Origin of the sequence: Cohnella cellulosilytica, from assembly GCF_042431195.1 — a bacterium.
Classification (GTDB): domain Bacteria; phylum Bacillota; class Bacilli; order Paenibacillales; family Paenibacillaceae; genus Cohnella; species Cohnella cellulosilytica.
Map to the genome: position 1 here is coordinate 34,733 of NZ_JBHMDN010000012.1, position 13,114 is coordinate 47,846.

Genomic DNA, 13,114 nt, shown 5'->3' on the forward strand with positions numbered 1-13,114 from the left:
GTTGGTTTGATTGTACATATATGCAAGCGCAAAGCTTGTCATTCTTTAAGCGAAGATTAATTGTTAATTTGTCGATTAAAAAATTTTCATAATTGGGGCGCAAAAGCCGTGCCGGCAGCGTTCTCCGCCCGAACATAGAAAGAGGCCGTTTCGCGCATAATAGCGTTGTTGCAAACATTACCAACGGCATAGGTGGTCTCGAATTGAGAGCTTCGAACGGAACGATCAACTTTTTCCAGGCCTGCACGATCCTTATGCTGACCAACGGACTCACCAACCATGTCATCGTCAACCCGATGCTGCTGGATGCCTCCGGGCGAGATTCCTGGATCGCTGTTATCGCCGCCGGGCTGCTGTTCGTGCCATGGTGCTTTTTGTTGGCCTTGTTCATAAGGAAAACGGATCAGATGGAGCTGCGGTCGTGGCTCGCCGCCAAGACGAACCGGTATGTCGCGTGGGCGCTGGCGATTCCGCTGTGCATTCAGATCTATCTGATCGGCGCGATGACCGTGATTCATTCGGCGACCTGGACGATCACCAACTACTTGCCGGGAACGCCGAAAACGGTTCTGGCCATCGTCTTAACCGGGTTGTGCGCCCTCTATGCAAGCTGGGGCATCCGCGTCATTGCGATCATGTCCGGCGTGCTGCTGCCGCTCGTCATCCTGCTCGGTACGTTCGCGGGAGTGTCGAATTATCCGCAGAAGGATTTCCATCTGCTCCAGCCTTATTTGGAGTTCGGCTTGGACCCGGTCGTGCAGGGCATGGTCTACGCGGGCGGCGGTTTCATCGAGATTGTCGTTCTGATTGCGATGCAGCAGCATATCAAGACCAGGATCAAGCCCTGGCACGTCATACTCTATGCGTCATTGATGGTCTACATCATGCTGGGACCGTTAATCGGAGCGATTACGGAATTCGGCCCCAGCGAAGCGGCGAAGCAGATGGTCTCCCCTTACGAGCAGTGGCGGCTGGTCAAGCTGGGCTCCTATGTGGAGCACGTCGACTTTTTCTCCATCTACCAGTGGCTGGCCGGCGCGTGCGTGCGGATCAGTCTGTCGATTTTCCTCGTGCTGGATCTGCTGCGAATCCGCAGGAACGCTATGCGGAATCGGATCATTATGCTGATTGCGCTCAGTTACGTCGCGCTGTCCGTCTTTCCGATCGACGCGTACGCCTTTTATTTGTGGATGTACCGCCTTTACTTCCCGATTTCGCTTGCCGCGGCGTTTGCCGTATCTTTCTGTTGGATGTCTATATCCTGGTTCGCCAAACCGGTCAAAGGAGGAGCGGCATGAGACGGAGATCGACGAACCCTCCCGCCGGGTGGGATCAAGCCAAATTGCGGGATCTGTTCGCGGATTCCGCGGACGTGCAGATAATGCCCTGCAAGCTTACGGAGAGGCCGGATTCCGAAGTGCTGCTCGTTTATGCCGAAGGCCTGTGCGATACCGAGCAGTTCGGGAAAGTCGTGCTTCCCGACCTGAAGCAGTTTTACGCGCAGGGAGACGCTTCGGCCATGCAGTCGCAAGGCTATGCCGGCGCGCTGCCGCTGATCGAGGTGAAGTCCGACGAATCGGCCGACCGCATGGCCGAATATTTGTTCCAGGGCGACGTGCTGCTGCTGTTTATCGCCAGCGGACGCTTGTACAAGATGAACATCTGCAATCGCCCGCAGCGCACGCCGGAGGAATCCAATACCGAAATTTCCATCAAAGGGCCCAAGGACGGATTCACGGAAGAGCTGGTCGTCAACGTAGCGCTGATCCGCAAGCGCATCCGCAGCACCAGCTTGAACTACGAGACGTATACGATCGGCAGAAGAACGAAGACGAAGGTCGGGCTGATTTATTTCAACGACATTTTGTCTCCGAAAATATTGATGGAAGTGCGCAAAAGAATAAGCAGAATCGACATCGACGGGTTGTACAGCATCAACCAATTGGAGGAGGCGATGGCCGATTCCAAATATTCGGTGTTCCCTTCCTTCGCAATAACCGGCAGGCCGGACTACGTCGTCAGCAGCCTGCTGGCCGGACGGTTCGTTCTGATCGTGGACGGCATTCCGATGGTGATGATCGGTCCTGCGGGCTTGTCTCTGCTGATGAAATCGCCCGAGGACGTCCATTTCAATTACACCTATATTTCGTTCGCGCGCATCGTCCGGTATATCAGCTTGTTCCTTTCCATTTCGCTGCCCGGCTTATGGGTCGCGCTCGTTGCGTTCCATCAGGATCAGATTCCCTTCCGCATGATGGCGACGATTGCCGGCGCGCGGCTCGGGCTGCCGATGTCGGCCCAGATCGAGATGTTCATCCTGCTGTCCCTGATCGAAATTTTCCGCGAAGCGGGAGTTCGGCTTCCGAGCACGATCGGACAGACGCTGACGGTCGTCGGCGGGCTCATTATCGGGGACGCTTCGATCCGGGCCGGACTCGTGTCTCCTTCGGTCGTCGTCGTCGGCGCGATTACCGCGGTGACGTCGGTCACGCTCGTCAACCAGTCGCTCAGCACGATCGTAAGCGTCGTCCGATTCGCCATCTTCCTCGTGTCGTCGTTCATCGGCATGTACGGCTTGATTTTGTCCCTGATTCTGTTCGTCGCTTATTTGTCCCGGCTGCATTCGTTCGGCGTGCCGTATCTGTCGCCGATGTCGCCGCTTAATCTGAAGGATTGGTTCACCTCTTACCTGCGTCCGCCCTGGAGCCGTATCTCCACGCGCCCCGGAATCATCGACCCGGTCGATCCCGACCACCACGGTGAGCGGAAATGATCGGCAGATGGGGCAAGTCCGCCGTCGCAGCCTGTTTGCTTCTGACGCTGACCGCCTGCTGGAACTCCAAGGACATCCAGACGATGGACTACGCCACCGCGATCGGCTTGGATTACGACAACGGAAAATACATCACCTACGTGCAATTTCTGAATTTCGGCAATGTCGGCCGGAATGAATCGATGGAGATCGGCAAAAGTTTGCCGGTGTGGGTCAGCAGAGGCGAGGGCGCGACGTTAAGCGAATCGCTGTCCTCCATCTATGCCACCTCGCAAATGCGGATTTTCTGGGGACATGTGAAAACGATCGTCTGTACGGAGAGGCTGCTGCGCAGAGGGATCGAAGAGGTGTATAACGCGGCCAATCGCTTCGGAGAAATCCGCTACAATATTCTCGTCTTCGGCACGAAGGAGAGCTTGCCCGATCTGTTCGTCCAGAAGTCCATTTTCAATCTGTCTCCGCTCGATACGATCATGTTCTCGCCGGAGCAGACGTACTCGCAGCGCTCGTTTATCGTTCCCAAGACGGGGAACCGGATTATCGCGAATATTACCGAGCCCGCCGAAGCCGGCATGCTTCCGTCGATCTCGATCAATCGAAAGGCGTGGAGCGAGGATAAGAAGCCGTCGTCCATGCTGATGATCGACGGGGCGTTCTTCTTCAAAGGGCAGAAAGCGATCGCCTGGCTGTCGGAGGACGAGCTCGCCGGCACGAGGTGGACGCAGCGGAAATTGCAGCGTTCTCTCATCCGGGTGCCCGCGGAAGGCAAACCGAAGGCGGCTCTCGTGCTCATCAAGCCGATCTACAACGTCAAAAGCGGGGTACGAAACGGCCATGCCGTATTCGATCTGAGTCTGAAGCTGGATGCGACCGTAGAAGAATTGAATGAAAACGTAAGCCTTGATGAACTGGAGCGCCTCGCCGAAGAAGTCGTAAGGGACGAGATTATGAAGAGCTTCCGCAACGGCCTGGCCAAAAAAGTCGATGTGCTGATGCTGGGAGAGACGCTCTATCGGAACTATCCAAAACAGTGGCATGCGCTCCGCAAAACGAACCAGGAGCTGCTGAGCGACGAGTGCATTCGCAAAATCGTCGTGAAGATCGATATCCGCAACACGGGCAAATACAAGGGAAGGTTCCGATAATCGGGGAATATGCCAAATGCGAGAGGCGGCGCTCGACTTCGGTCGCAGCCGCCTCTTCGGCTTGCCCTCGCGCTTGATCTGCTTGTATAATAGTCAGGCAAACATATGTTTGCCCGAGCGTATGGCCGGCTAACGCGGCATACCTTACTACAAGACCAGTCAGCGGAGGAATGAATGAAAGGAACGACACATCTGGCTATCGGCTGCGCGATCGGCGCGCTGGCCTGCGCTTATTATCCGTTTAGCCCAAGCCACGCCGCGCTGTACTTCTCCGTCGCCGGGCTGTCCGCCCTGAGCGCGGATCTCGACGGACCGAGCATTCTCAGCCGCAAGGCCGCCAAGCTGTCGAAATGGCTGAGGAACGCGACGCTGGCGGTGGGACTGACGCTTATGGCCGGTCTCGTCTGCCTGCTGTTCGTTCCCGGCCGATTCGACCCGGTATACGCCGGCTGCGCAATCTCCGTCTTCCTGCTCGGCCTTGTCGCCAAGCGGGGCGTCATCCGCAACGCGATCGTCAGCCTGACCGGCGGCGGTCTGCTCGCCTTCGGCTGGCTGCACGGATACGACTGGCTCGGCGGGCTCGGCGGATTCGTCGTCTGGGCTCCGTGGTTGAAGCATCGGGGAATGACGCATACTTTGTGGGCTTTGATCGGGTGGGGAGCGATCGGGTGGGGACTCGAGCGGCAATCCGGGATTGTGGGCGTCGCCGCCGTTGCGGTCGCGGGGTACGCCTCGCACTTGCTTGCGGATACGATGACCCCAAGCGGGGTGAAATGGCTGTATCCGCTGTACAAGAAACCGTTCAAGCTTCGCTAATCAACCGGCAGGGGCCGCGCCCGTCGTCTTGCGACGACGTTGGGCGCGGCCCCTGCTCGTATTACTGGATTTGAATTTCCGTCAGCTCTTGCGCTCTGTATTTCAAGCGGGCGCTCTCGGCAGCCTGGCCCAGCAGGTCGGATACGTTGACGCTGTCCCGCACATTGCGCAGCAAATAGCTGGGCGCCGTCGAATCGGTGGAGAGGACGGTGATATCCCCGATTTTCAGCATTCTCTCGAGCAGGTTGCGCTTCAAGGTAATGTCGCGAATGCGATACAGCTGGATTTCTTCGCGGCGCTTCGTGAAAATCCCCTTCTCCACAATGATCCTGCGCTCCGTAATGCGGTAATGCGTAAAGCTGGGGAACCCGAAGTTAAAGGGCTTCCCTTCCCAAAGCACGTTCTCGTTCAACAAGGCCATCTCTCCCATGAAATTGGATGAACGCTCATTTTATTGTACACGATCCGGATCGTCTTGGCTTCCCCTATTTCGACCAGAAGACGAGCGAGCGCATGTCCCGCTCCCCTCCGAGCTCGTGCAGCCTCCGGCCCAGATCGGTCTCCAGAATCGGCCGGCCGTTCCAGCTGTCGACCTTGATCTTCACCAGCTTGCGGCTGCGGATAATTGCCTGGAACGCCTGCAGCAGCATCGCCGCCTGCCGCTCGGTCGCCGGCTCCTCCTGCCCCTCGCTCGCTCCCGGAGCCCCGAACGCCCGCTTCCCGTTGTTCTCGAGCCAGAACAGCCACCGTTCTCCCTGCATCACGAGGAAGTTGCCCGGCTTGCGCGCATAGCTCGCTCCCCCTTCCTCCCGCGGCCAATCCATCAGCAGTCCGAACGGAATCGCCGGATCGGCCGAGGCCAGCACGGCCAGCGAAGGCTCCGCCGTATCCGGCAGCGGCTGACGAATCGACTCGCTCAGCTCGCGCGTCGTGAACTGCAGCGACGATACGCCCTTGACGAACGATCCGCGCGTCAGCGCGCCCCACTCCTCCAGCTTCTTGAGCGTCGGGTAAAAGTGCTCCCAGGAATACGGGGCCGTCTTGGCGACCAGCTCCTTGTTGATCAATCCGTACACGTTAAGCAAATGATGCGTCCATACGAGCACGGGCGAGTCTTTCTGCGGGGCCGGACGACCGGGCCCTTCTTCGGCAGCTTGACCGCCGCCCTCGAGCAGCGAGCTCGTCGCGTACCAGCGGCCTTGTCCGGACCCGGCCCGCTCCCATTGCTTCGGCTTGGCCGCGCCGACTTGCAGCCGCAGCGGAGCGAATTGGTCGTTGGACACGCGTCCTTCCCATGCCAGGTCCAGCAGATCGGGCAGCAATTCGGAAGGCGTCTTGCCCTCCTCCCTGCTCAGCCGGGTCAGGAAACTCGCCCCGCCGTCCTCGATGCGCCCCAGCAGCTCGGGATGCCTGGACGGCTTGCCGGCCGCCTCCTCCAGAAAAGCGGCGTAGAGCGGCCGCGACTCCGTCAGGAAGAAGGCGACCTTCCCTTCCTTGTCCCCTTCCTCCTTGCGGCCGATCCAGACCAGCTCGCCCGAGGCGCACAGCTGGTCGAGATATTCCTTGCGGTAACCGGTTACCCGCGTCGGCAGCACGATCGTCTCCCAGTGCGACAGCGGGAGGAACAGGCCCTGCAGCCGCTCCAGCACCGTCAGCAGCCCTTCGCTGCCCTGCAGCTGCGCCCCCTGCCACGCATGCTGCCGCAGCGCGATCTGGCCGCACCATCTGGCCGGATCGATCGGCTCGGCCTTGCTCCGCGCCTGACGGATCGACAGCCGGACGAGCAGGGAAGCGACCTTCGCGCTCGTCCACAGCCGCTCCTCGTCGCTGACGGCATGCGGCGCGCGCTCGATCACACCCTTGTCGAGCAGCTCCTCGACGGCCTCCCTGGCCTTGGGGAGCGACAGCGCGGGATAACGCTCGCACAGCTCCGCTTCGGTGAACGAAACGACGTGCTCGGCGTATCTTCCCAGCACGAACAAAACCGATTCCGGCGTCTCCGGGAATGCCGCGTACGTCTCCGCTTCGTCGGCCGCGATCCAGCGGAACTCCCCGTCTCCGGCCAAGTCGATCGCCGATGCGCGGCCCTGCTCCTGCAATTGTCCCAGCCAGACAAGACCGGGTTCGCCCGCCAAGCGGACGATTTCCGCCGAGGTCAAGTCCCCCCTCCGCTTAAGCAGGGACGCGAGATCCGCCGCATTGGCCGGCACCTGCTCCGGATCGCTCATTCTGCGGCTCTCGGATTCGACGACCTCCGGGCTGACGGCTTGTCCGAGGTCGGCTCCGCCGAAAATTTGCGCCGCCATCTCTTTGCTGATGCCCAGCAGCCGAAGCCGCGTCGACTCGTCGAATCCGTCCCCTTCGTAAACCTGCATATTCACGTAGTCGGCGATAAACTGGGCGGCCAGCGGAGACGGATAAGCCGTCTCCTTCACGACGACGGCAACTTCGCCGGAAACCAGCTTCGTCAGCCATTCCCGGAGCTGATCGATGCCCAGATAGTCGCGCAGGCATTCCGACATCGCCTCGCGCAGGTACGGGAAGCTCTCCGCATAGGGGAGGGCGCTTCTGAGCAGCTCTTCGCTGCGCAGACGCTTCTGCCATAGCGGCGTGCGGGTAAAACTGCGGGACAGCAGCAGGCTGTTCTCGGCGATGCGGCGAAAGGCGATGCCGAGCAGCGGCGAATCGGAGATCGCTTCGGTCAGCAGCAGTTCCAGGTTGCCCGGCGTCACCTGGCGAATCGCCTGCAGCCAGGAGGCGTCCCATTCCGGCAGCACGAATTCGATGCCGTTGTCCTTGGCGTTGCCGTACAGACGGTAGGGCAGCAGCTGCTCGAACTGCCGCTTGATCGCCAGCAGCCAAGCCCGGTTGACCGTCCTTCCGCACAGATTGTGCACGATAACATGCGTCTGGTTCATGACGTCGCGGTAATGCTCGATGACGATCTGCCGGTCGGTAGGCAGCGCGCAGGCACGGCTCTGCGAGCGGATAAGCTCGATCAGCTGCTCCGAGGCGATACGATCCATCCCGTAATGCCCGCCGAGCCATTCGCACGCCGCGTCCACCAGCTCCCGCTCCTTCTTCTCCTGCTCCCGCTCGTCCGCCTGCTCCCGCTCCTTCTTCTTCTGCCCCTGTTCCCGCTCATCCGTCAGCTCCCGTTCCCTCTTCTCCTCCTCCTGTTCCCGCTCGTCCGCCAGCTCCCGCTCCTTCTTCTCCCGCTCGTCCGTCTCGTCCTCCAGCCCCAGTCCGTCCGCCAGCTCCCGCACGAAGACGCCGACCTTCAGTCCCAGCTCGTAGGGCCGGCTTCCCGCCTCGTTGCGCCAGAACGGGATTTCGCTGAAGCGATTGCCGGCTTCGGCCACGTACACGCGGTCGTTGCGAATTTCCCGGATCATCCACGAGCTTGTCCCGAGCTGAAAAACGTCGCCGACCTGGCTTTCCTGAATAAACTCCTCGTCCAGCTCGCCGAGATGGGCCCGGCTCTCCAGATGGTGCACCGGATAGTTGCCGCTCTGGGGGATCGTTCCGACGCCGGTCACCGCGGCCATGGCCGTATTGCTTCTCTTCGTCAGCCGATTCGCAGCGCGGTCCCAGTCGAGCAGCGGCCGGGCGAACGGATAATAGCCGGACAGCACCTGCAGCGCGCTCTCCAGCCGGCGCTGCGGATAATCCCGGTAGCTGTCGCTCTGCCGAACGAGCCGGAGCAGGTCGCCAAGCTCCCAATCCTCCACCGCGACCATCGCGACGATGTGCTGCGTGAGCACGTCAAGCGGAGCTTCGGGAATGCGAATCTCTTCGATCTCGCGGCGGGCGATCAATCTTCCGAGCACGGCCAGCTCCGGCAGCACCGCTTTCTGCCTCGCCAACAGCAGGCCGCGGCTCGCCTCCCCGACGGCATGCCCGGCCCGTCCGATGCGTTGAATGCCTCTGGACGCCTCCAGCGGAGAATCGAGCTGGATGACCAGGTCGATGTGGCCGACGTCGATGCCCAGCTCCAGTGAAGACGTGGCGACGATGCAGCACAGGCTTCCTTCCTTGAGCATCCGCTCAACCTCAAGCCGGCGCTCCCGCGAGATGCTGCCGTGATGCGAGCGGGCCATCTCGTAGCCGACGTGGTCGTTAAGCCGCAGGCACAGCCGCTCGCACAGCCTGCGGCTGTTCACGAACAGCAGCACCGAGCGGCAGCCCTCCATCTCCTTCATGATCCGATCGAGCAAGGGCAGCCATACCGCCTCCCGCGTCGCGGCGGGCTGGCTCTGATCGGGCATCGTAATCGACACGCTCATGCTCTTGCTCATCCGGCTTTCCACAATCGCAACGGGACGAGGCTTCATCTCCGGTTGCCCCGCAGTCTCCATTCCGCGCCCGGCTCCTGCTTCCTCCGTACTGCGCCCGGTTTTAGTTGCCACCGTATCACGCTGGGTTTCTGTTGCCTTCGTGCCGTGTCCGGCCCCTGCTTCCTCCCGGCTGCCGGGCTCCCAGCCCCCGAGAAACCTCGCTACCCGTTCAAGCGGATTCTGCGTGGCGGATACGCCGATCCGCTGCACGGGCCGCCCGCCAAGCCGCTCGAGCCGTTCCAGCGACAGCGACAGATGGGCGCCGCGCTTGTCCGCGGCGACGTCGTGAATCTCGTCGACGATCACCTGCTCGACCGCGGCCAAAATCGCCCGGCCTTTCTCCGACGTGAGCAGCAGATAGAGAGATTCGGGTGTCGTTACGAGCAGCTCGGGCGGACGCCGCAAAATCGCGGCCCGCTTGCTCGCGCTCGTATCGCCCGTGCGCACCTCGCTGCGAATGCCGGGCCACGCCGCGCCGCTCGCCTCCGCCCGTGCCTGAAGCTGTTCGACAAACCCGAGCGCGTGATGATGAATGTCGTTGTTCAGCGCCTTAAGCGGCGTAATGTACAAAATGCGCACGCCCGCCGCCTCGCGCCGCGACGGATCCGACTTGGCTCGCACAACCCGGTCGAGGCAGGGCAGCAGCGCGGCCAGCGTCTTCCCGGACCCGGTCGGCGCCGCGATCAGCGTATGCCGGCCTTCCGCAATCGCCTGCCACGCCTGCTTCTGCACGTCCGTCGGCTCGCCGAACGTCTCGGCAAACCACCCGGAAAGCACGGGGTGAAACGGAATCTTCGGATTACTGTTCGCCACCCGTCCCGTCCTCCTTATAAAAACGTCCCGACCGCGCTTCGTTGCGGGCGCGGTCGGGAGGTTCAATTCTATACTCTTTTCTCGTACATGCTGTAGGTTCCCGTGGAGTTGACGCCGTCGCCCACGTAATCGTAGTTTAATTTGCGATAAAACTCGTTAAGCGCCGGAATGCTCGCCATGCAGTCCAGCCGGATGAGTCTCTTGCCCAGCTGCTCCGGAGCGGCGTTTTCGGCCCACAGCATAATCTGTTTGCCGACGTCGCGCCCCGCATATTTGCGGTTAACCGCAAGCCGGTGCAAATAGACCGCCGAGCCGTCCTCGGCCTTCCCGGCCCATAGATGACGGTCCCAGGCGTTGGGCTCCTCCATCAAAATCACCATGCCCGCGATATCTCTGTCGTTTCTGAAAATGTACACCTCGCCGCGGTTGACCGCTTCCGGCGTATTATAGGTATCTTCGCCCCGAAGCAGGGCGCTCCACTGCGTCGAGCCTTTGCGCAGCAGCCATTCCGCCGTATTCACCAGCAATCGCATAATATCGGTAGTATCTTCCGGTTCCGCCCGTTCAATGCTTGTAAAAAAAGACATAGCGTGCCTCCGATCGTCTTGAACTAAAATTAGAATACCCGCGTTACCGAAGGATAAACCCGCACTCCCTTATTCGACGTCAAAATCGAAATACTTCTGGGGATAAGGCTCGTCCTTCAACGTATAGTGCCACCACTCTTTATTATACGGCTTAAAGCCGTGCTTCACCATAGCCTTCTTGAGAAGCTCGCGATTGGCCGTCTGCTCTGCCGTGATCTTCTTTGTTCCATGACTGGATATGTCCCCGAGAAAATCGAACGGGCTCCCCATGTCCGCGGGAATGCCGGTCTCCCTGTCCGCGAGGGTCAGATCGACGGTGCTTCCGCGGGAATGGCCCGACTTCGAAGCGATATATCCAAGCTTGAACAGCTGCGACTTGTCGACGTCCGGATAAAAGACGTCTTTCATCGCTTGCTCTTCCGGCACTTCCGGCTGCTGCGCCCAGCGCTTAAAATGCGCGACCGCTTTCGCCGGCCGATAGGCGTCGTAGATCAGGAGAACGTACCCGGACTGCTCCAACTCCTCGTTCACCGCCTTCAACGCTTTGGCCGCCGGTTCGGCCATGATCGCGAGCGGAGCGTTGTAACCGTCAATTACCGCCCCGACAAAATTGTATTCCGTCGCGTACCGAATCTCGAACAGCGCTCCGGGAATCGCCTCGTCGAGGTAGACGAAACCTTCCGGCAAATTTCTCAGCTTGGAAACAGACGTCGGCCGCGGAGTCCCGCTTCCATTGCCATTGCCGCTCCCGACCGCGCCGTTCTCCCCAGTCTCTCCGGACGTCTCTCCCCTTGCCGCCTCCTGACCGTTCGGGATACCGCCAGAGCCTCCGTCCTCTCCCTGACCCGCGGGGATATCGGCAAAGTCTCCCGACTCTCCCTGACCCGCGGGGATACCGCCAGAGCTCCCCGACTCTCCCTGACCCACAGGGATACCACCAGAGCCCTCCGGCTCTCCCTGACCCGCGGGGATACCGCCAAAGCTCCCCGACTCTCCCTGACCCACCGGGATACCGTCAGAGCTCCCGTCCTCTCCCTGATCCGCAGGGATACCGCCAGAGCCCTCCGGCTCCTGAGCCGCGGGGATATCGGCCAAAGGAGACAGAGCCGACACGTTCTCCCCGCCGCCCTGGCCTTCCTCCCGGCCGCAGGCGGCGACAAGCGCCATCGCCAGGCAGAGAACGGCAATCCATCCGCTCCGGCGAAGCCAACGAATCGTCATAGCTGGCCCTCCTCTCTCGACCGACGGCCGCTATCGCGGTTATAATCGAAGCAGAACTAGAGAAACGGAGGGAGTCCGTTGTCCGAATCCCGTCGCATCGATTGCACGAAATGCCGTCATTACTATATTACCTGGGACCCGAACTTCCCGCGAGGCTGCCGCTCGTTCGGCTTCAAAACCTCCGCGATGCCCAGCCTCGCCGTTCAGTCCTCTTCGGGCAAGCCCTGCATGAGCTTCGAGGCGAAGCCGGGCAAGACCCGTCCCTAGCGCGTGTATGCAAACCCGCTCAAGGGCGTCTTTCACCGCCTTTTCGCCCCCTGCTTCGTCACTTTTGCTTGACGTACCCCCGCTAGCTCTTCTATTTATATTTCTTCCAATCGAGAGAGGACTCGTTCAGCAAATATTCGAAATCCTGCTCGCGCCTTTTCCGCTCGGCCTCCCTGGCCGCCTCCGCCTCTTGCCGCTTTGCTTCCTTCTGCCGGACTTCCTCCTGCTTCAGCGTCTCCGCCTGCAGCTTCAGCTTGGCCAGCGTATCCGCGCCGAGCATGTCCTTCAGGGTCACCGGCTTCTCGCCCTGCTCCCGCTCCAGGGACGAACTCTGCGCCCTTGAAGCCTGAGGTCCGGGCTGCCGCTTCTTCCCTTTCGCCATCCGTCATTCCTCCTTGCCCGTCACTCGACGTAAATCATCTTCCTCGTCATGCCGCCGTCGATCGTCATATTCGTGCCCGTTATAAAATCGTTGCCGCGCTCGGTCAAATACAGGCAAGCCCGCACAATATCCGCCGGCCTTCCGACCCTTCCCGACCAATGCTGGGCATGATCGGCCGCCGTCAGCTTCCCGTAATCGCCGGTTTCGATCCAGCCCGGGCTGATCGCGTTAACCGTAATCCCGTCCGGACCGAGCGAAGCGGCCAGCGCATGGGTCAGCGACACGATGCCGCCCTTGGAAGCCGCGTACGCCTCCGAATGAGGCTCGGACATGAACGCGCGGGTCGAGGCGATGTTCACGATCGCCCCTCCGCCGACGGCTCTCATCGCTTTCGCGCATTCGCGCGAGCAGAGAAAGGTGCCCCGCAGGTTCGTGTTCAGCACGTAATCCCACTCGTCGAGCTCCAGCTCGTACGGGGATTTGCCGATGCCGAGCCCCGCGTTGTTGACGAGAATGTCGATGCGTCCGAAATCTGCGGCGATTCGTTCGATCACGGCGGGGATCGCCCCGCCGTCGCTTAAATCCAGCACGTATTCTCCGGAGCTGCCGCCGGCTTCCCGGATCAGCGCCCCCGTCTCGCGCAGCGCCGCTTCATTGCGGTCGATCAGCGCCGTACGGATGCCGACGCCCGCATACCCGAGCGCGACGGCCCGCCCGATGCCGGAGCCCGCTCCCGTCACGACCGCCACGCGGGCCTCCTCCTGCTTGCTCAT

The 13,114-nt window shown here is 60.9% G+C and carries 11 protein-coding genes; 5 read left to right on the plus strand and 6 right to left on the minus strand.

Annotated features, from left to right (window positions below; all coding sequences use genetic code 11):
• Nucleotides 1–203: 203 nt before the first annotated feature.
• The 4 genes from ACFFT4_RS08540 to ACFFT4_RS08555 all read left to right on the plus strand — a co-directional run bounded on the left by ACFFT4_RS08540 (nucleotide 204) and on the right by ACFFT4_RS08555 (nucleotide 4,734).
• On the plus strand, nucleotides 204–1,298 hold the full coding sequence (locus ACFFT4_RS08540) for an endospore germination permease (RefSeq protein ID WP_378046750.1): 1,095 nt from the start codon (nucleotides 204–206) through the stop codon (nucleotides 1,296–1,298).
• The gene (locus ACFFT4_RS08545; RefSeq protein WP_378046752.1) at nucleotides 1,295–2,773 is read left to right on the plus strand and encodes a spore germination protein; all 1,479 of its coding nucleotides are present in this window, start codon (nucleotides 1,295–1,297) and stop codon (nucleotides 2,771–2,773) included. Before ACFFT4_RS08540 ends, ACFFT4_RS08545 begins: the two co-directional genes overlap by 4 nt.
• The gene (locus ACFFT4_RS08550) at nucleotides 2,770–3,918 is read left to right on the plus strand and encodes a Ger(x)C family spore germination protein (RefSeq protein WP_378046754.1); all 1,149 of its coding nucleotides are present in this window, start codon (nucleotides 2,770–2,772) and stop codon (nucleotides 3,916–3,918) included. The genes ACFFT4_RS08545 and ACFFT4_RS08550 overlap by 4 nt, the downstream gene beginning before the upstream one ends.
• Before the next feature lie 174 nt (nucleotides 3,919–4,092).
• A complete protein-coding gene (locus ACFFT4_RS08555; RefSeq protein ID WP_378046756.1) occupies nucleotides 4,093–4,734 on the plus strand; it encodes a metal-dependent hydrolase in 642 nt (213 codons plus the stop codon).
• A gap of 61 nt (nucleotides 4,735–4,795) precedes the next feature.
• Here ACFFT4_RS08555 and ACFFT4_RS08560 read toward each other — a convergent pair whose 3' ends face one another.
• The 4 genes from ACFFT4_RS08560 to ACFFT4_RS08575 all read right to left on the minus strand — a co-directional run bounded on the left by ACFFT4_RS08560 (nucleotide 4,796) and on the right by ACFFT4_RS08575 (nucleotide 11,692).
• Nucleotides 4,796–5,149 carry a PH domain-containing protein gene (locus tag ACFFT4_RS08560; RefSeq protein WP_378046758.1) on the minus strand — a complete coding sequence of 118 codons (354 nt, stop codon included), beginning with the start codon at nucleotides 5,147–5,149 and terminating at the stop codon, nucleotides 4,796–4,798.
• A 70-nt stretch (nucleotides 5,150–5,219) separates the two neighbouring features.
• Nucleotides 5,220–9,884 carry a DEAD/DEAH box helicase gene (locus ACFFT4_RS08565; protein WP_378046759.1) on the minus strand — a complete coding sequence of 1,555 codons (4,665 nt, stop codon included), beginning with the start codon at nucleotides 9,882–9,884 and terminating at the stop codon, nucleotides 5,220–5,222.
• A gap of 68 nt (nucleotides 9,885–9,952) precedes the next feature.
• The gene (locus tag ACFFT4_RS08570) at nucleotides 9,953–10,471 is read right to left on the minus strand and encodes a GNAT family N-acetyltransferase (RefSeq protein ID WP_378046760.1); all 519 of its coding nucleotides are present in this window, start codon (nucleotides 10,469–10,471) and stop codon (nucleotides 9,953–9,955) included.
• 69 nt (nucleotides 10,472–10,540) lie between these two features.
• Nucleotides 10,541–11,692, minus strand: coding sequence for a M15 family metallopeptidase (locus tag ACFFT4_RS08575; RefSeq protein WP_378046761.1), 1,152 nt, complete (start codon nucleotides 11,690–11,692; stop codon nucleotides 10,541–10,543).
• A 78-nt stretch (nucleotides 11,693–11,770) separates the two neighbouring features.
• Between ACFFT4_RS08575 and ACFFT4_RS08580 the strand changes: the two genes are divergently transcribed.
• Nucleotides 11,771–11,959 carry a uracil-DNA glycosylase gene (locus ACFFT4_RS08580; RefSeq protein WP_378046762.1) on the plus strand — a complete coding sequence of 63 codons (189 nt, stop codon included), beginning with the start codon at nucleotides 11,771–11,773 and terminating at the stop codon, nucleotides 11,957–11,959.
• A 91-nt stretch (nucleotides 11,960–12,050) separates the two neighbouring features.
• On the opposite strand, the gene ACFFT4_RS08585 is transcribed toward ACFFT4_RS08580, so the two are convergent.
• Both ACFFT4_RS08585 and ACFFT4_RS08590 read right to left on the minus strand, forming a co-directional pair.
• A complete protein-coding gene (locus ACFFT4_RS08585) occupies nucleotides 12,051–12,341 on the minus strand; it encodes a YqkE family protein (RefSeq protein WP_378046764.1) in 291 nt (96 codons plus the stop codon).
• A gap of 20 nt (nucleotides 12,342–12,361) precedes the next feature.
• Nucleotides 12,362–13,114 carry an SDR family NAD(P)-dependent oxidoreductase gene (locus ACFFT4_RS08590; protein WP_378046766.1) on the minus strand — a complete coding sequence of 251 codons (753 nt, stop codon included), beginning with the start codon at nucleotides 13,112–13,114 and terminating at the stop codon, nucleotides 12,362–12,364.